At 72.1% G+C, this 16,767-nt stretch carries 18 protein-coding genes; 10 read left to right on the forward strand and 8 right to left on the reverse strand.

The window, feature by feature from the left end:
* Positions 1 to 7: 7 nt before the first annotated feature.
* Positions 8 to 253 (forward strand): nuclear transport factor 2-like protein, encoded by a 246-nt coding sequence (locus PKE99_RS16375; RefSeq protein WP_037045857.1) that lies wholly within the window; start codon positions 8 to 10, stop codon positions 251 to 253.
* A 119-nt stretch (positions 254 to 372) separates the two neighbouring features.
* Complete coding sequence (locus PKE99_RS16380; RefSeq protein ID WP_051737451.1) at positions 373 to 867, forward strand: phage holin family protein; 495 nt, start codon at positions 373 to 375, stop codon at positions 865 to 867.
* Positions 868 to 900: 33 nt separating this feature from the next.
* On the opposite strand, the gene PKE99_RS16385 is transcribed toward PKE99_RS16380, so the two are convergent.
* The 4 genes from PKE99_RS16385 to PKE99_RS16400 all read right to left on the reverse strand — a co-directional run bounded on the left by PKE99_RS16385 (position 901) and on the right by PKE99_RS16400 (position 3,748).
* Positions 901 to 1,353 (reverse strand): VOC family protein, encoded by a 453-nt coding sequence (locus PKE99_RS16385; protein ID WP_231498208.1) that lies wholly within the window; start codon positions 1,351 to 1,353, stop codon positions 901 to 903.
* 78 nt (positions 1,354 to 1,431) lie between these two features.
* Positions 1,432 to 1,614, reverse strand: coding sequence for a hypothetical protein (locus PKE99_RS16390; RefSeq protein WP_037045858.1), 183 nt, complete (start codon positions 1,612 to 1,614; stop codon positions 1,432 to 1,434).
* A gap of 62 nt (positions 1,615 to 1,676) precedes the next feature.
* On the reverse strand, positions 1,677 to 2,282 hold the full coding sequence (locus tag PKE99_RS16395) for a hypothetical protein (protein WP_037045860.1): 606 nt from the start codon (positions 2,280 to 2,282) through the stop codon (positions 1,677 to 1,679).
* Between the two features lie 707 nt (positions 2,283 to 2,989).
* The gene (locus PKE99_RS16400; RefSeq protein WP_037045862.1) at positions 2,990 to 3,748 is read right to left on the reverse strand and encodes an IclR family transcriptional regulator; all 759 of its coding nucleotides are present in this window, start codon (positions 3,746 to 3,748) and stop codon (positions 2,990 to 2,992) included.
* Between the two features lie 80 nt (positions 3,749 to 3,828).
* Here PKE99_RS16400 and PKE99_RS16405 point away from each other — a divergent pair, with 80 nt between their 5' ends.
* Entirely contained in the window at positions 3,829 to 5,742 is a 1,914-nt protein-coding gene (locus PKE99_RS16405) for an FAD-dependent monooxygenase (protein ID WP_037045863.1), read from the forward strand.
* Positions 5,743 to 5,855: 113 nt separating this feature from the next.
* A complete protein-coding gene (locus PKE99_RS16410) occupies positions 5,856 to 7,190 on the forward strand; it encodes an FAD-dependent oxidoreductase (RefSeq protein ID WP_197040638.1) in 1,335 nt (444 codons plus the stop codon).
* Between the two features lie 75 nt (positions 7,191 to 7,265).
* Here PKE99_RS16410 and PKE99_RS16415 read toward each other — a convergent pair whose 3' ends face one another.
* Positions 7,266 to 8,630, reverse strand: coding sequence for an MFS transporter (locus PKE99_RS16415; protein WP_037045865.1), 1,365 nt, complete (start codon positions 8,628 to 8,630; stop codon positions 7,266 to 7,268).
* 576 nt (positions 8,631 to 9,206) lie between these two features.
* On the opposite strand from PKE99_RS16415, the gene glnA reads away from it, so the two are divergent.
* Positions 9,207 to 10,622: a type I glutamate--ammonia ligase gene (gene glnA / locus PKE99_RS16420; RefSeq protein WP_037045866.1), complete on the forward strand. Its 1,416-nt coding sequence runs from the start codon at positions 9,207 to 9,209 to the stop codon at positions 10,620 to 10,622.
* A 75-nt stretch (positions 10,623 to 10,697) separates the two neighbouring features.
* Here glnA and PKE99_RS16425 read toward each other — a convergent pair whose 3' ends face one another.
* Positions 10,698 to 11,162: a GNAT family N-acetyltransferase gene (locus PKE99_RS16425; protein ID WP_231498209.1), complete on the reverse strand. Its 465-nt coding sequence runs from the start codon at positions 11,160 to 11,162 to the stop codon at positions 10,698 to 10,700.
* A gap of 289 nt (positions 11,163 to 11,451) precedes the next feature.
* Between PKE99_RS16425 and PKE99_RS16430 the strand changes: the two genes are divergently transcribed.
* From PKE99_RS16430 to PKE99_RS16440, 3 genes are all read left to right on the forward strand, one after another.
* Positions 11,452 to 11,805: a cupin domain-containing protein gene (locus PKE99_RS16430; RefSeq protein WP_037045868.1), complete on the forward strand. Its 354-nt coding sequence runs from the start codon at positions 11,452 to 11,454 to the stop codon at positions 11,803 to 11,805.
* A gap of 76 nt (positions 11,806 to 11,881) precedes the next feature.
* Positions 11,882 to 12,001: a hypothetical protein gene (locus PKE99_RS16435; protein ID WP_231498210.1), complete on the forward strand. Its 120-nt coding sequence runs from the start codon at positions 11,882 to 11,884 to the stop codon at positions 11,999 to 12,001.
* Positions 12,002 to 12,392: 391 nt separating this feature from the next.
* Positions 12,393 to 13,511: an NDMA-dependent alcohol dehydrogenase gene (locus tag PKE99_RS16440; protein ID WP_037045869.1), complete on the forward strand. Its 1,119-nt coding sequence runs from the start codon at positions 12,393 to 12,395 to the stop codon at positions 13,509 to 13,511.
* Between the two features lie 29 nt (positions 13,512 to 13,540).
* On the opposite strand, the gene PKE99_RS16445 is transcribed toward PKE99_RS16440, so the two are convergent.
* Complete coding sequence (locus PKE99_RS16445; protein ID WP_081924158.1) at positions 13,541 to 14,146, reverse strand: TetR/AcrR family transcriptional regulator; 606 nt, start codon at positions 14,144 to 14,146, stop codon at positions 13,541 to 13,543.
* Positions 14,147 to 14,152: 6 nt separating this feature from the next.
* On the opposite strand from PKE99_RS16445, the gene PKE99_RS16450 reads away from it, so the two are divergent.
* A complete protein-coding gene (locus PKE99_RS16450) occupies positions 14,153 to 15,532 on the forward strand; it encodes a DHA2 family efflux MFS transporter permease subunit (protein ID WP_051737453.1) in 1,380 nt (459 codons plus the stop codon).
* Positions 15,533 to 15,562: 30 nt separating this feature from the next.
* Here the strand turns inward: PKE99_RS16450 and PKE99_RS16455 are convergent, their stop codons facing one another.
* Positions 15,563 to 15,751: a hypothetical protein gene (locus PKE99_RS16455; protein WP_037045870.1), complete on the reverse strand. Its 189-nt coding sequence runs from the start codon at positions 15,749 to 15,751 to the stop codon at positions 15,563 to 15,565.
* 12 nt (positions 15,752 to 15,763) lie between these two features.
* On the opposite strand from PKE99_RS16455, the gene PKE99_RS16460 reads away from it, so the two are divergent.
* Positions 15,764 to 16,762, forward strand: a complete 999-nt coding sequence (locus PKE99_RS16460; protein ID WP_037045872.1) for a phosphotransferase — start codon at positions 15,764 to 15,766, stop codon at positions 16,760 to 16,762.
* The last annotated feature ends 5 nt before the right edge of the window (positions 16,763 to 16,767 follow it).

A 16,767-nucleotide genomic window follows, 5' to 3' on the forward strand; every position in this document is an offset into this window, starting at 1 on the left:
TGGCGCCGTGAGGGAGGACGCGACACTTCCGGAATGGCTCGCCGCGGCGATCGGCGCCCTTGCGGACGGCGACCTCAACGGTTGGCTGGCCATGTTCGCCCCGGACGACGCCGTCGTTCGGGCCACCGGTCACCACAGGCGCCTCGACGGAGCACCCGTGACTCTGGACTACATCTGGTTCATCACGCGTCGGAACGGCAAGGTCACGCACCTGCAGGACCACGCGAACCCGCGTGCGGCGGAGCGGCGATGACCAGGTTCGCCGGCGGCCGACGCGGGTACCTTCATGCGCGTCCGTACACGGCCCGGCCGGGACCCGCCGACGCAAGGATCGAGGAGATTCTCATGCCGACGTCACGACCGTCCGGATCGGTGGGCCGCACAGCCGCAGGTTCTGATCGACCCACGGACTCCGGAGCCGAGAACTCCGGCGCCGAGGCGATCCGCGGCGTCGTCGACGACGTGCGCGAGCTGTTCCAGCAGGAGCTGCGCACCGCGGGCTCCAACACCGAGGCGATCCGCGGTTTCGTCGACGAGATGCGCGAGCTGCTCCAGCACGAGCTGCGCACCGCGCAGGAGGAGTTGGCCGGCAAGGCGCGTACGGCCTTCGAGGGGGTGCTGTTCCTCGGCGCCGCCGTGGTGCTCGGGGCCCTGGCCGCCGGCACGTCCACGGTGCTGATCACGCGGATGCTGGAGAAGGTTCTCCCCCCGACGATGGCGGCCGCGGTCGTGACGGTCGTTCTCGCCGCGGCCGCCGGCGTGCTCGCCGTGATGGGGCTCGCGGAGGTCCGACGCGCGCTGCCGTTCGTTCCGGAGCGGGCCCTCGACGAGCTGCGCGAGGAGATCCGCGAGGTGATGCCCGGCTGAGCGACCCCAGGCCGGCCGAGGAGCGTCCTCGCCCTACTTCGTCGAGTCCTTGGCGACCAGCACCTCGCCCTCGAGCCCGTCCGGGTCGCGGAAGAAGAGGCTGTGGACCCGACCGAAGTCGTTGACGGTGCCGTCGCTCGCTCCGGCGTCGACGAGTCGCCGGCGGATCGTCGCGAACGCCTCGGGTGAGGCCGCCTGGAGGCCGACGTGATCGATACGGCCGCGGCCCCACATCGGTGTCTGGCGCCGGGCCTCGGTGTTCCCGGGGATGACGAAGATGTTCAGCTCGGTGTGGGGGCCGATGCGGATGACGGTCATCGTCTCGCGGCCGTCCTCGCCGTGCGGGCGGGTCGCGCCGACCTCGGCGTCGAAGACCTCGGAGTAGAAGCGTCCCAGGCGTTCGACGTCCTCGGAGATCCAGGCGATGTGGTTGATCCCGTCGAGCAACACTCCGTCCCCCTGTTCCTCGGTGTCGGAGCAGCGCATGTCAGGTCCGGGACGCGTCCTCGCCGCGATGGGGGTCGTCCTGGCGGTGTGCGTCGTACGGTTCCGCCCGGCAGAGGGTCAGCCACGCAGCCGGGTCTGATCCACCCAGGCGCTGACGTCGATGCCGTGCCGGGCAGCCATCTCGATGAGGTCCTCCAGGCGCGCCCGGTGCCGCGCCGCCTCGTACGGCTGATCGGCTTCGACGGCGGCGACGAGGCGCTCCTGGGCCGCCGTGATCTGTATCCGCAGCTCCTCGATCACGATCGTCTTCCTCCTTCCGTGCGACGACGTGCGCGTTCACTGTCGCGGATTGCGGCGGGAGGTCAGTCGGAGCGTGCCGACTGCCGGACCAGCACGTACGACTCGGACCGAGGAACGGTCGTTCCGGCTCGTACCGCGGCGTCCGCCGGCAGTTCCTCGAGGAGGGCGTCCGCGCGGTCCGCCGCATCCTCGTCCGTCCAGGTGGTCACGAGCAGCAGGCTGCCGCTCTCCCGATCGACGAGCATCTCGGAGCTGCAGAGACCGGAGCCGGCGACCATACGGTGCAGGAGCTCGTCCCGGACGAAGGCCAGCCCGGCGTCGATCCTCGCCGGCTCGAGCTGCACACGGGTCATCCGCACCGCCGCACCCGGATCGGGAACCGCGGGTCGTTCGGCGCCGACGACCTCGAAGCTCTCGGCGACCAGCTCACCACCCGCCGCCACCGCGGCGCTCTCACGGGCCCGGGTCAGGACGACCTCCGAGGATCGCTGCGGGTCGTCCCAGTAGGACACCGCGACGATGACGCCGCCCTCCCGGTCGACGAGCGTCGTCAGGCCCCGATTTCCGTCCACCGCCTCGACCGCACTCCGATCGGACTCCTCGATGCGGGCGACGCCGGAACCGACCTTGGCCCGCAACCCGAAGATGGTGTTGACCCGCGCGTACATCAAGAGCCTCCTCAGCGCCCCACCACGATGTGGGACCAGCTCACTGTCGCCCTTGAGTGCACGCCTTCGACAGAAGGCGATAGACCCTCCTGATGTGCCGTGCACCACAGGACCGTGTGACACCCGGGGGGCCCGGGCGCACTCGGAGCCGACCTTCGGGGCGGCCGGCCCGCGTGGAGGGGGTTCTCGCGGACCGGCCACCGGGTGACGGCCCCAGGGCACGAGGCCGTCGCGGTCGGGTCGCATCCACGGATGCGGCGTTACCTGCCGTTGACCGACAGTTCGACCGCAGCGATCTCGACCGGCCGGATGTCGCCAGGTCAGGCTCGTGCGGTCCGCAACGCACGTTGTGGTTGAGCCTGCAATCGAAGGCGGACGTGTCGACAATCCTGGAACGCGGCGTTCCGTGGAACGGGCCGTTCTATCGCCGCAACGGCTTCCGTGATCTTCGTCGGGACGAGTGGAGCCCGGGCATGGAGGCGATCCGGGCCGCCGAGGCGCGCCACGGGCTGCGGGTCGACGCCCGCGTCTTCATGCGGCACGAACCGCCCCGCAGCGACCGGCCCGGCATGTAGGTCCGGATGGCCCGCCAGACCCGTCGGCTGCCGAGGTCGTGGCGTTCTCTCGCGACGTGCCCGAGATCGACCGGTTCCGGGGCCACGCCGGCTCCCGGCGGGCGCCCGCCGCCTGCGCGGGGTCCCGGCTCCTCAGGCTTGGTCGTCGACGAGCTCGTGTGCGATGCGCTCGGCTGTGGTGGTCAGCCGGGCGACCCACTCGGGGAGCCGGTCGCGGCGGTAGCGCGCGGTGGGCAGCGCGATCGACAGGGCGGCACGGGCGGCGACTCCGCCGGCGGTCGGCGCGGGGATCGCGGCGCCGATCGCGGTCACCCCCGTCTCGGTCTTTCGGTCGTTGACCGCGAAGCCCCGCCGGCGGACCCGGCGCAGGTCGCGCAGGAGGGCGTCGACGTCGGCGACGGGTGAGCCCGCGCGCCCGTAGAGCGCGCGCACCCGGTCCTCGTCCAGGGTCGCTAGCACGGCCCGGCCGCCCGACGCCAGGTGCGCGGGCAGTACCCGTCCGGCCCGGTCGCCGACCCGCAGTACCTGGGTGCCCTCGGCCGACGCCACGAACCGTGCCTGGTCGCCCACCACGACGATCAGGTTCGTGGTCTCGTCGATCGCCTCGGTGAGGGCCTGCAGGTGCGGCAGCGCGATCCGGCGCAGCTCGGTGACCGGTTCGGGGGCCTCGACCCGCCGCAGCACCGGGCCGGCGACGTAGCGGCGGTCCTCGCGCTGCTCGGCGAAGTCGCGGTAGACCAGCATCGCGAGGAGGCGGTGCGCGGTCGACCGGGCCACCCCCAGCCGCTCCGCGGCCTCGCTGAGCCGCAGCGGCCCCTCCTGCGCCAGCAACGCCGCGAGGCGCAGGGCGTGGTCCACCGACTGGATGCCGTAGACCGGTCTGTTCTTCACAGCGGAAGAGTAGCGATGCTCTGTGCAGAACGGCGGTAGCGTCCCGCGGCGAGAGGGACGCGCCGAGCGAGGAGAGTCGGATGGCCCAGTTCTACGTCGACGGCTACGCGCCGGGAGACCCGTTCGTCTCCCCGCCGCACCCCGCGGTCGCCGAGCGCCCGCCGTCGGTGCCGGAGACCACCGACGTCCTGGTCGTCGGCTGCGGTCCGGCCGGGCTCGTGCTGGCGGCGCAGCTGGCGAACTTCCCGGACATCGACACGGTCGTCGTCGACCGCCGGGACGGGCCGCTCGAGGTGGGGCAGGCCGACGGCGTCGCCTGCCGCACCGTGGAGATGTTCGAGGCGTTCGGGCTGGCCGACCGGCTGATCGGCGAGGGCTACCAGGTCAACGAGGTCAGCTTCTGGCGCCCCGACCCGGCGGACCCCGGGCGGATCACGCGAACGGGCCGCATCCCGGACGTCGAGGACGGGCTGTCCGAGATGCCGCACATGATCGTGAACCAGGCGCGGATGCTCGCCTACCTGCGCGACCACATGGCGCGCTCGCCCCGCCGCCTCGAGCCGTACTACGGCCTGCACCTGAGCGGGATCGAGATCGACACCAGCCGCACGGCGGAGTACCCGGTGACGGTCACCCTCGCGCACGTCGCCGGCGGCGAGGAGACCGGCGCTTCCTCCACGGTCCGCGCCCGCTACGTCGTCGGGTGCGACGGCGCGCGCAGCAGCACCCGGGCCGCTCTCGGGCGCGAGCTCGTCGGCGACCCGACCGACTCGTCGTGGGGCGTGATGGACGTCCTGGCGGTCACCGACTTCCCCGACATCCGGCGCAAGTGCGCCATCCGGTCCGCGGGCGAGGGCAGCATCCTGATCATCCCCCGCGAGGGCGGCTACCTGGTGCGGCTCTACATCGAGCTCGACAACGTGCGCGACCGGGAGATGCTGCACGGGCGCAGCGTGACCCCCGAGAAACTGACCGCGGTCGCCAACCGCATCCTGCACCCCTACACACTCGACGTGCGCGACGTCGGGTGGTGGTCGGTCTACACGATCGGCCAGCGCCTGTGCACCCGCTTCGACGACGTGCCCGACGGACCGGGCCGGCTGCCGCGGGTGTTCATCGCGGGCGACGCCTGCCACACCCACAGCGCGAAGGCCGGGCAGGGCATGAACGTCTCGATGGCCGACACCTGGAACCTCGGGTGGAAGCTCGGCGCCGTGCTGCGGGGGACCGCCCGCCCCGAGCTCCTGCACACCTACTCCGCGGAGCGACAGCAGGTCGCGCAGCAGCTGATCGACTTCGACCGTGAGTTCGCCGCCTCGTTCAGCGCCGCGTCCGGCTCGTCCGGCGGCGACCCCGACCCCGAGAAGTTCCAGCGCTACTTCCGCGAGCAGGGCCGGTTCACCGCGGGGGTCGCGGTCCGGTACCCGCCGTCGATGATCATCGCGGCGGAGCCGGCCCAGCACCTCGCGCGGGGCTTCGAGGTGGGCACGCGGTTCCACTCGGCGCCGGTGGTCCGCCTGGCCGACGCCAAGCCGCTCCACCTCGGGCACGTGGCGCGCGCCGACGGCGCGTGGCGCCTCTACCTCTTCGCCGACCGGCGGCACCCCGGCCGGACGGACACCCCGATGCGGCGCCTCTGCGACCACCTGGCCTCGGTCGCGTCGCCCCTGCGCAGGTACACCGCGGAGGGCGCCGAGCCGGACTCGGTGATCGACGTCCGGGCGGTGTTCCAGCAGCACCACCACGACCTGGAGGTCACCGACCTGCCGGTGGTCCTGCTGCCCCGCAAGGGCCGGTTCGCCCTCGTCGACCACGAGAAGGCGTTCTGCCCCGACCCGAACGCCGAGGACGTCTTCGACCTGCGCGGTGTCGACCGCGACGCGGGCTGCGTCGTCGTGGTGCGCCCGGATCAGTACGTCGCCCACGTGCTCGGGCTCGACGACCATGCCGGACTCGACGCCTTCTTCGCCGGAGTGCTCACCGAGGCGGGCTGAGGGGCGAGGGGAGTAGCTGCGCGGAGACGTTGCCGAATCACCGGGGCGTGGCGGTTGCTCCTTCCCGACGGGACACTGCCGATGGTGTCGAGTCGTGGGGGACCGTCATGCATGTGGCTGTCGTGGGAGCCGGGCCGACAGGGCTGTTCACCGCCATGGCGCTGGCCGGGCGCGGTCATCGGGTCACCGTGGTCGATCGGGACACCGGTCCTCGGCCGGACGGGTCGTGGCCCCGGCGCGGGGTGATGCAGTTCCACCACCCGCACGCCCTGCGCGCCCAGGTGGCCGAGGCACTGCAGGCGGAACTGCCCGACGTGTGGGAGGAGCTCCTCGCCGCGGGCGCGGAACCCGTGACCGTCGAAGGCGCGGACGGGGCCCGGACGTTGATGGCGGTGCGGTGCCGCCGGTCGACCTTCGAGCAGGTCCTGCGGGCGGCCGCCGAGCGCCGGCCGGGACTGGACCTCCGAACCGGGCACGTCGACGAGGTGTGCACCTCTCGCGGCCGGGCCACCGGTGTCCGCACCGACGGCGCGATCCTCGACGCCGATCTGGTGATCGCGGCCACCGGTCGCGCCGGCCGGCTCGGCCAGGACCGGCGCGCCCCGGCACGGGGCGGGGACTGCGGCATCGCCTACGTCTCCCGCCAGTACCGCCTGCACCCGGGGGCGCAGCCGGGGCCGATGAACTTCCCGCTCGGCCAGACCGACGTCTACCCGGGCTACCAGTCCATCGTGTTCCTGCACGACAACGGGATCTTCTCCACCGTCATCGCCCGCTCCAGCGACGATCGGGCCCTGGCCGCCCTGCGCCTGACCGAGGTGTTCGAGGCCGCCGCCGCGGCCATCCCGGCGCTGGCCGCCTGGACCGACCCCGGCCGGGCGCTCCCGTTCACACCGGTCCTGCCGGGCGGGCGCCTGCGCAACACCTACCAGGGCCAGCTCGACGACACCGGCGCCGTGGCCCTGCCCGGGCTGGTGTTCGTCGGCGACGCCGTGTGCACCACGAACCCTGCTGTCGGACGGGGCATCACCACCTCGTTGCTGCAGGCCCGGCAGCTCCTCCACCTGCTCGACGACGACGCGCACGACCTCGTCGGTCTCGGCCTCGCCTTCGACGCCTGGTGCTCCGACACCATCGCGCCGTGGTTCGAGGACCACCTCTACTGGGATGCCGAGCTGATCCGTCGATGGGCCGGCGCCGACATCGACCTGACCCGGCCGCTGCCCTCCGACCTGGTCGTCGCGGCCGCCCAGGCCGACCCTGGGCTGTTCCCCCTCATCGGGCCCTATCTCGGGATGCGGGCCCTTCCGGCGAGCCTGGACGCCGCGCGACCACGAGCCGCGGAGATCTACGCGAGCGGTTGGCGCCCACCGGTACCGCAGGGCCCCAGCCGCGACGACCTCGCCGACCTCGCCGCTGCGCACGGCGCCGGCACGAGCGGCCGCTGACGGCGGACCAGCTCGTCCGCGTCCCCCGACCCGGCCGGCGTCACCCGGGCCGAGGCCGGGTGACGCCGTGCGACGTCAGGGACGGGTCTCGACGGCCCCGCCAGTGGTCCTCGACGGCTCCGTGGCCGGCGCAGCCTCGGCCGCGACGGCCTGGTGCACCCGCACCTCGCGGGAGAGGAGGACCGGGATGATCGCGAGCGCGAACACGACCGCGCCCACGATCCACACGGTGTCGAGCTGGGCGCGCCCCTCCGCCGCCGAGTTGATCCACTTGCCGCTCTGGTCGGTCAGGATCCAGCCCACCGCGACCTGCATCGCCGCCGAGGCGCCGTTGAGCGTGCCGGTGACCTCCGGACGGGCGATGCCGGACCAGTAGCTGTTCACCGTGCCCCAGAACATCGGGTCGCAGAGGAAGGCGAAGGCGCCGATGAAGAAGCCCCACAGGACCCAGCTGGAGTCGTGGAGCACCACACCGAGCGCGAAGCCGATCGCCCCGCAGGCCGGGCCGAGGACCAGCCACGGCCGTGTCCGGCCGCCGAAGAACCGGGCCACCAGCGTGCCGTTGACCAGCCCGAACAGCACGGGGACGGCGGCGATCAGCGGGCTCACCCAGGCGACGGTGTCGGGGTTGACCTTCTCGAGGGTGATCAGGCCGTAGGGGAGCCACGGCCCGGAGAGCCAGGTCGGGGTGGTCGCGAAGGCCGTGGCGATGATCATGGTGAGCACGCTGCGGTTCTTCAACGCCGTCAGGAGCTCGCGGAAGGTCAGCTTCTCCCGCACGGTCGCGCCGCGGTGCTCCTGCTGGATGAGGGCGATCTCCTCGGCGCTGATGCCGCGCAGCTTCTCGGGCTTGTTGGAGGTGAACAGCACGAGCATGATCAGCGCCGGGATGCCGAGCGCGGCGACGATCAGGAACGCGTCACGCCAGGACAGGTGGTTGGCGAGCGGCAGCGCGATCGCCGGTGCGATCACGCCGGCCACCAGGCAGGAGCTCATCCAGACGGACGTGGCCCGGGCGTTGAGCGCTCCCGGGAACCAGACCGCGAGCAGCCGTTGCGACGGTGCCCAGAGGAACCCGAAGAAGATGCCGAAGAAGAAGTTGCGCCACCACATCTCCTCGTAGGTGTGGACGAACGCCATCGTCGCCGACAGCACCGTCACCCCCACGATGCAGATGACGAGCATCAGTTTCGCGCCGATGCGGTCGGCCATGATCCCGGCGAGCAGCAGCAGCGGGAAGTACCCGAGCAGGTAGCTCGCCGTGGCACCGGAGATCTGCGCGGGCGTGAGGTGGAGATCGGCGGACCAGAACGGGTTGAGCAGGCTGAACTTCGCGCTGTCGAGCCAGACGACGAAGTTGAGGAGCAGGATGCTGACGAGCATCAGCCCCCTGCGGCCTGCGAACAGGCGCATCGGAGGCATGGCTGCGGTGAGCGACATGGGTGTCCTCGGGTCGTGCCGGCGTCGCTGCCGGCGTGGGCTCACGGCCCGGGCGGCGCGGGAGCCGGTGTGCGCCCACACCCCGGCCGGGCCCGGTCGTGCCGGGGCCCGCGCAGGTGACCGTCCGGGTGTCGTCCTCTGCGGACCGTGCGGCGCGGCGGTGGCGGCGCCCCGTCGCCGTCCGTGCTGACCGTTTCACTGTGAACTGCTTTGCACGCTGCAACAACGGAAGGCCGACCAGTCGGGCGGACCCACATGTGGGCGGATCCACATTGCGCGGCCCGCCCGCCTGCTGTCCCCCGGCCGGGGGCGCGCAGGCGCGGCTGCGCGGCCTGGACCGTCTGCCTGGTGCTCGGCGAGGCCCCGCCGGTACCGTTGTCGCCTGCCACGGCGTCGGACGACGTCGAGCCGCGACCAGCAGCGTGCGGAAGACGTGCGCGCCTCGGCAGCCGTGGTCGCAGGCCGCGTCCCGCAGGCGTCGACGTCGCTTGGGCGGCGCGCCGCCCAAGCGCGAAGGCGGGCCACCGACCTCGGACGAGTTCTCGAGCCAAGGCGAGATTCAACGAGGAGTCGGAAATGCCTGACACCCCTCACGATGTCCTTGCTCTCGCACAGGACCGTGGCGCCCGGATGGTGGATCTTCGCTTCTGCGACCTCCCCGGGCTGATGCAGCACTTCTCCGTCCCCGTGGAGGAGCTGACCGAGGAAGCGATGGAGGCGGGTTACGGCTTCGACGGCTCCTCGATCCGGGGCTTCCAGGAGATCCACGAATCCGACATGTTGTTGATGCCGGATCCGACGACGGCGGTGATGGACCCGTTCCGCGACGTGCCGACGCTGCAGATCCATTGCTTCGTCGCCGACCCCATCACGCGGACGAGCTATTCGCGGGATCCGCGCCATGTCGCCGAGAAGGCGGAGGCGCACCTGCAGGCGACCGACTTCGCCGACGTCTCCTACTGGGGCCCCGAACTGGAGTTCTACATCTTCGACGGGGCGCGCTTCGATCAGAACCAGCACGAGGGCTACTACCACGTGGAGTCGGTGGAGGGCGTCTGGGCGTCCGGACAGCCGGGCAGCCGCGGCTACCGCCCCCGGTACAAGGAGGGGTACTTCCCGGTGCCGCCCATGGACCAGCACCAGGACCTGCGCAGCGAGATGGCGCTGACCCTCATCGACCTGGGCATCCCCGTCGAGGTCCAGCACCACGAGGTGGGCACCGCCGGCCAGGCCGAGATGGACATGCGCTTCTCGTCCCTGCTGCACATGGCGGACAACGTCATGAACTACAAGTACGTCGTCAAGAACGTCGCCTGGCGGGCGGGCAAGACCGCCACGTTCATGCCCAAGCCGGTGTTCGCCGACAACGGCTCGGGCATGCACGTCCACCAGTCGCTGTGGAAGAACGGGCAGAACGTCTTCTACAGCGAGGCCGGGTATGCCGGGCTCAGCGACCTGGGCCGGTACTACATCGGCGGACTGCTGCAGCATTCCCCCGCGTTGTTGGCGTTCTGCGCCCCGACGACCAACAGCTACCGCCGCCTGGTCCCGGGCTTCGAGGCGCCGATCAACCTCGTGTACTCGCAGCGCAACCGATCGGCGTGCGTCCGCATTCCGATGTACGTGCAGAGCGCCAAGGCCAAGCGGCTGGAGTACCGCTCTCCCGATCCCACCGCGAATCCCTATCTCGCCTTCTCCGCCATGCTGCAGGCGGGCCTCGACGGGATCCGGAACAAGATCGAGCCGCCCGAGCCGATCGACAAGGACCTCTACGAGCTCGCGCCGGAGGAGATGACGGCGATCCGCCAGGTGCCGGCGTCGCTCGAGGCCGTCCTGGTGGCCCTGGAGGAGGATCACGACTTCCTGCTCGACGGCGGCGTCTTCACCGAGGACCTGATCGAGACCTGGGTCGACTACAAGCGGACCAAGGAGCTCGACCAGATCCGTCAGCGGCCGCACCCCTGGGAGTTCATGCTCTACTACGACCTCTGAGCTGCGATGACGCGACGTGCGACTTCGACGGACGGCGGCCCGGGTCGCGGGTCCCGGGTCGCACCACGCGGAAGGTCACAGGCGGAGGCGCAGGACGATCTCGCCGTCGTCGTCGATCTCCCCGGTCGGCTCGAAGCCGAACCGCCGGTAGAACGGCCCCGGGTCGCCCGGGCCCGGCTCGTAGCTGGTCAGCAGCACGTCGCCGCCCTCCGCCCGTACCAGGTCCGAGATCGTGGTGAGCACCTCCCGGCCGATGCCGCGCCGCTGGTGGCGCCGGTCGACGAGCAGCCGCCACAGGAAGTACCGCTCGTCCGGCGGACTGTTCGGCGCGTTCCACGACAGCATCACGAAGCCGACCGGTTCCTCGTCGAGATACACGGCCCGGGCCCAGGGACGGGCCTCCGGCTCCGCGGCCGCGTCCTTGAGCGACTCGGCCACGGAGGCGACGAACCGCCGCTGGTCGCGCCGGACGCGGAGCGCGCGCACGGCCTTCCGGTTGGCGTCGGTGATCTCCCGTAGCTCCACCCGCACGGCGATCACCCGGGACCCGTCATCGGCCGGGCAGGGAATCGTGCCGACGTCCGCTCGGGCCCGTCACCGACGTCGTGGCTCACCGGTACCTCCGTGCAGACGAACCCATGACGCCGACCTTCGCAGCTCCCGGCCCGGGCGGACTTCGGTCGATGGTCCCTCCTGGGGGGACCATCGCCTCTGCTCGCGACGGAAGGCGCACGCGCACCCTCGCCCGGCGGAGCATCAGGCGTCCTGATGCTGGCCGTCGCCACCGTCGGCTCCGCCATGAGCGCCGTGGGCCGACAGGGGAGACGCGATGACGAACAAGATCAGCCTGGATGCGGTGGCGCGTGAACAGCTGAAGAGCGCGGCCACCGGTTCGGCCGGCCGCAGTGCGCAGACCGTGTACGGCGGGCACGAGCACGTGCTGCGGCAGACCGTCGTGGCACTCACCGCAGGATCCGCCCTCGCGGAGCACGAGAGCCCCGGCGAGGCGACGGTGCACGTCCTGCACGGCCGGGTGCGCCTCTGCGCCGGCAGCACGTCCTGGGAGGGGCGGCGCGGAGACCTGATCGCCGTGCCGGCGGTCCGACACACGCTGGAGGCACTCGAGGACTCCTCCGTCCTCCTCACCGTGGCCAAGCAACGGACCGCCTCGCCGAATCCGTAGCCGCGGCGCGACGCCGACGGAAGGAGCGTGCTGTGGGTGCGCGCACCCGGGAGGGGCGCCGAACTGCGGGGACTGGGTGAGGGTCGAGGGCTACTCCAACGAGCTGTCCAGCTGCGGTTGGCCCGGTGGTGGCGAGGAGGGCGCGCCTACGCCTACGCCTATCCGGAACCCGACGGGTCCCCGACTACCCCGTTAGAAGGGTGCGCAGGTCGACATGCTCTTCGTACTCTGGCGCTGCATGCCCTCACCAAGGACGGCGCCGCCGCACTGAAGAGCGACGGCCGGCACGCCGCCCACGCGCATCCTTGTCGGAGCGAATCGGACCGGCTGTCACATCCGGCGAGATCGAAGCGTCAAGAGGGGGAGCCCGCTCCACTGCACGCGGGGGAGAGGTGGGGTGGGCGGCCCGGCCCGCCACCGAGCGCCCTCGGTGGCGGGCCGGCGCTCGTTCCGGAGTGGATGACCCTCGTGATTGACGTGAGTGCCGATTCGGGACGAGCGCGAGAGAACCACCCGGAGCGGGTGAGGGAATCGCCGTGGTGCGGCGGGAGCGTCCTGCGCTCGGCGAGCAGGGAGGGACGATTCGGATGCGAACACGCGGTGCCGTACTCCGCAAGGCTCCTGGCAAGTACGAGGTCGTGGAGCTCGAGCTCGACGACCCCCGCGCCGGCGAGATCCAGGTCGAGCTGGCCGCCTCCGGTCTCTGCCACTCCGACGACCATGTCGCCACCGGCGACCTTCCCGCCGGCATCTTCCCCATGGCCGGCGGCCACGAGGGCGCCGGGGTGGTGACCAAGGTCGGCCCGAACACCCCCGGCTTCTCCGAGGGCGACCACGTCGTCTTCTCCTTCCTGCCCGGCTGCGGGCGCTGCCGCTGGTGCGCCACCGGCCACCAGAACCTGTGCGACCTCGGCCAGTTCCTGCTGGCCGGCTGCCGCCCGGACGACCCGACCAGCTTCCGGCTCTCCCTCGACGGCGCCCCGGTGGGGCAGATCGCGGGCATCTCGACGTTCTGCGAAGACACCACCGTCTCGGTGTACTCGGCGATCAAGATCCCGAAGGACATCCCGCTCGAGGTCGCCTGCCTGACCGGCTGCGCGGTCGGCACCGGCTGGGGCTCCGCGGTCAACTCCGCGGCCGTCCAGCCCGGGCACACCGTGATCGTCATGGGCATCGGCGGGATCGGCGCCAACGCCGTCCAGGGTGCCGTGCACGCCGGCGCCTCCCAGGTCATCGCGGTCGATCCGGTGCCGTTCAAGCGGGAGAAGGCCCAGCAGTTCGGCGCCACCCACGCCGTCGGGTCGATCGAGGAGGCCGGCGAGCTGGCCCGCTCGTTCACCAACGGACAGGGCGCGGACTCGGCCATCGTGACCGTCGGGGTGACGACCGGCGACCACGTGGCCGCCGCTTTCGCCACCGTGCGCAAGCAGGGCACCTGCGTGGTCACCGGGCTGGGCAACATCACCGACACCGGGGTGAACATCCCGCTCGGCGAGCTCACTCTGTTCCAGAAGCGGCTGCAGGGCTCGCTGTTCGGCGAGTCCGCCCCCAGCTTCGACATCCCGCGCCAGCTCGAGCTCTACCGCACCGGCGCACTCAAGCTCGACGAGCTCGTCACCACGACCTACACCCTCGACGAGGTCGACCAGGGCTACGAGGACATGCACGCGGGCAAGAACATCCGTGGGGTGATCCACTACAACTGAAGGGGCAGGTGCCCGCCCGGATCAGCCTGTCAGTCGGCCGTCGGGCGGTAGGCGCGGAGGAAGACGCGGATTCCGCTCGCCACGAGGTCGGCCAACTCCTCGGGGGAGATCGGGAGCGTGCCGTAGAGCGTGCGGTTGTTGACCTGCGCGGTCACCAGGATACCGAGGTAGGCCGCCGCCTCGACGGGATCGGGAATGTCGAGCAGTCCGCGTTCGGCGAGGTGCGCGAGCCGGTCCGCGAGCATCTGCTGTTGTGGACCGACCTCCCGCCAGCGCTCGAGCAGGTCCGGGAAGTGGGCGGCCTCCGCCACGACGAGGCGGACCATCGCGCTGCGCTCCCGGGTCTGGACCACACCGGACGCGAAGGCGCGGCCGAACGCCGTGAGCGCGGCCTCGAGGTCGGGCGGGTCGGGGGGCAGGGTCTCGTCGAGCAGTTCGCGGAAGCGCGCCTCGTGGCCCGCCTGAGTCCGCGTCACGACGTCGAGGAAGAGGGTGCGCTTGTCGCCGTAGTAGTCGTACACGGTGCGCTTGGAGACCCCGGCCTCCCGGGCCACGGCGTCGACGCTGGTCCGGGCGTAGCCGTCGGGGTACGGCGTGGTGCCACGGCGGGCTCGGCCGAATCGGACCGGCTCGATCCCGCCGTGATCCGGCTCTGCGTCGTCGTCGTGATCGGCTCCGTGGCCCCACTGCTCGACACGACGATCGTCTCGGTCGCCCTGGGCACGCTGAGCCGCACGTTCGGCGCCGACGTCAGCACGATCCAGTGGGTGATCAGCGGCTACCTGCTCGCCATGGCGATGGTCGTCCCGGCGACGGGGTGGGCGATGGACCGGTTCGGCGCCCGACGGGTGTGGATCTGGTCGGTCGTCGCCTTCGGTCTCGGCTCGGTGCTGGCCGGGACGGCCTGGTCGGCGGGCAGCCTGATCGCGTTCCGGATCCTGCAGGGCGCCGGAGGAGGAGCGATCCTCCCGGTCGGCGCAGCCCTGCTCATGCGGGCCGCCGGGCCGCAGCGGCTCGGCCGGGTGACCGCGGCGGTGTCGGTACCGGCGCAGATCACCCCGATCGCCGGCCTGCTGCTCGGCGGGCTGATCGTCGAGCCGCTGAGCTGGCGCTGGTGCTTTCTCGTCAACGTGCCGGTGTGCCTGTTCGCCGTCGTGCTCGCCCGCCGTGTCGTGCCCGAGGTCCCCGGGCAACCGACCGAGCGTCTCGACGCCCGCGGGCTGGCCCTGCTCGGGCCCGCGCTGGGGGCACTCACCTACGGGCTGTCCCGAGCCGGCTCGGCAGGCTTCGGCGACCGGCTCGTCGTCGGGACGCTCGCGGCCGGGATCGTGCTGCTCGCCGTCTTCGTCGGGCATTCCCTGCGCACCTCGGGCACTCCGCTGATCGACGTGCGGCTCTTTGCGCGGCCGTCGTTCGCGGGCGGGACCACCATGCTCTTCCTGCTCAGCGCGTCGCTGTTCGGGTCGATGGTGATCGTCCCGCTGTACGTCCAGCAGGTGTGGGGCGCGGGTGCACTGGCCGCCGGCCTGGCGCTGGTGCCGCAGTTCGCCGGCACGCTGGTGGCGCTGCCCTTCGTGGGCCGGCTCGCCGACCGGCTCCCCGCTCGTGACGTCGTCCTGGGCGGGGTGCTCGTCGCGGTGCTCGGCACCGTGCCGTTCACCCAGGCCGGCCACGGGCCCGGCGCCGTCCTGCTGGCCGTCGCGCTGTTCGTCCGCGGGATCGGCGTGGGGGCGGCGTCGGTGACCCTGATGACCGCCGCCTACCGCGACGTCGCACCGGCGCAGGTTCCGCGGGCGACGAGCGCGCTGCAGATCGGGCAGCGGATCGGGGCCCCGCTCGGGGCGGCCGTCCTCACGACGGTGCTGCAGCAGCAGCTGGCCGGCACGGGTGCGACGGCGGCCGCCTACGGCTCGACGTTCTGGTGGAGCCTCGCGCTCACCGCGCCCGCCCTGCTCCCGGCCACGCTCCTCGGACGGACGGGCGGCGCACGACCTCGCGGACCGGCGGGCGCACGCTCGTGAAGGTCCGTGACCGGGAGCAGGGCGAGCCGCTCAGCCCGCTGCCGCACCGAGATGCCGGGCCAGGAACTCCTTGTCGACGCCGACCCAGCGGATGGTCCGGTGATCGCCCGGGTTGGCGTGCAGCGTCTCCTCCGCCGAGGCGAAGGCGTCGAACAGGGCGAGAGCGCTGTGGTGGTCGACGTGCGACCAGTGTCGTCCGGCCCCGCCGATCTTCGTCACCGAGCAGCCGCGATGATCTCCCGTGTGCTGCCGGTGCCCCGGAACTGGTCCGAGCTGACGCCGACGTGGATGAGCGTCGCCCTGGGCCGGAGCGTCACGCACGCCCGCGTCGCCGACGTCGTCGACGGCACGAACTCCCGGGCGGTCGTCGAGCTGGAGTACGCGGGTCCCGCCGGGCCGGCGCGGGTGTTCGTCAAGCGGGAGGGTCGTCTGCTGAACCGGGTGGCCCTGACCGCACTCGGGGCGCGCGAGGCCGAGGCCGACCTCGTCCGGCAGGGTCCGGTCCTGCCGCTGGAACACCCCGCGTTCCACGCCGCGGCGACCGACCGCCGTCGCCTCGCCGCCGTGGTCGTCATGGAGGACGTCACGCTGCGCGGCGGGCGCCCGAACTCCGCGCTCGCGCCGCTGACCGTCGAGCAGGTCGCCGCCGGGCTGGGCGAACTGGCCCGCCTGCACGCGATGTTCTGGGACGCTCCGCTGCCGGCCTTCGTGCGTCCGTGGCGGCTCGGTCCGGCCTGGGCCCCCGTCGCCCGGGCCGGGTTCGTCCATGCGCTGCAGAAGCTGCGACGAGCCGGGCACCCCCTCGACATCGGCGCCGGGGAGATCGAGCGCGGGTTCCGGGGGTGGGCACGCATCGCCGCCACCGGCCCGCAGACGCTGCTGCACGGCGACCCGCACCCCGGCAACACGTACACGGTCGGCGACACCGTCGGCTTCTACGACTGGCAGCTGGTCCGCTCCGGCAGCTGGGTCCACGACGTCGGCTACTTCCTCGCGTCCAGCCTCACCGTCGCCGACCGGCGCGAGCACGAGCGTGCGCTGCTGGCCGGCTACCTCGACGCCCTCGGCCGTCGGCCCGCCGACGCCTGGCCGCTCTACCGGCGGACGCCGGTGTTCGGGCTCGGGGCGTGGCTGCAGACCTGGGCGGCGGGCACCTTCCAGCCGCGCGACGTCTGCCTCGCGACCATCGAGCGATTCGCCGCCGCCCATCGCGACGCCCGATGGGACTGAGCACA

Origin of the sequence: Pseudonocardia halophobica, from assembly GCF_027922425.1 — a bacterium.
Taxonomy (GTDB): domain Bacteria; phylum Actinomycetota; class Actinomycetes; order Mycobacteriales; family Pseudonocardiaceae; genus Pseudonocardia; species Pseudonocardia halophobica.

Coding starts and splice junctions, on each gene's coding strand:
- glnA (WP_037045866.1), top strand. CDS start 9,207: ATGCCTGACACCCCTCACGATGTCCTTGCTCTCGCACAGGACCGTGGC.
- PKE99_RS16460 (WP_037045872.1), top strand. CDS start 15,764: ATGATCTCCCGTGTGCTGCCGGTGCCCCGGAACTGGTCCGAGCTGACG.
- PKE99_RS16415 (WP_037045865.1), bottom strand. CDS start 8,630: ATGTCGCTCACCGCAGCCATGCCTCCGATGCGCCTGTTCGCAGGCCGC.
- PKE99_RS16440 (WP_037045869.1), top strand. CDS start 12,393: ATGCGAACACGCGGTGCCGTACTCCGCAAGGCTCCTGGCAAGTACGAG.
- PKE99_RS16405 (WP_037045863.1), top strand. CDS start 3,829: ATGGCCCAGTTCTACGTCGACGGCTACGCGCCGGGAGACCCGTTCGTC.
- PKE99_RS16395 (WP_037045860.1), bottom strand. CDS start 2,282: ATGTACGCGCGGGTCAACACCATCTTCGGGTTGCGGGCCAAGGTCGGT.
- PKE99_RS16430 (WP_037045868.1), top strand. CDS start 11,452: ATGACGAACAAGATCAGCCTGGATGCGGTGGCGCGTGAACAGCTGAAG.
- PKE99_RS16385 (WP_231498208.1), bottom strand. CDS start 1,353: ATGCGCTGCTCCGACACCGAGGAACAGGGGGACGGAGTGTTGCTCGAC.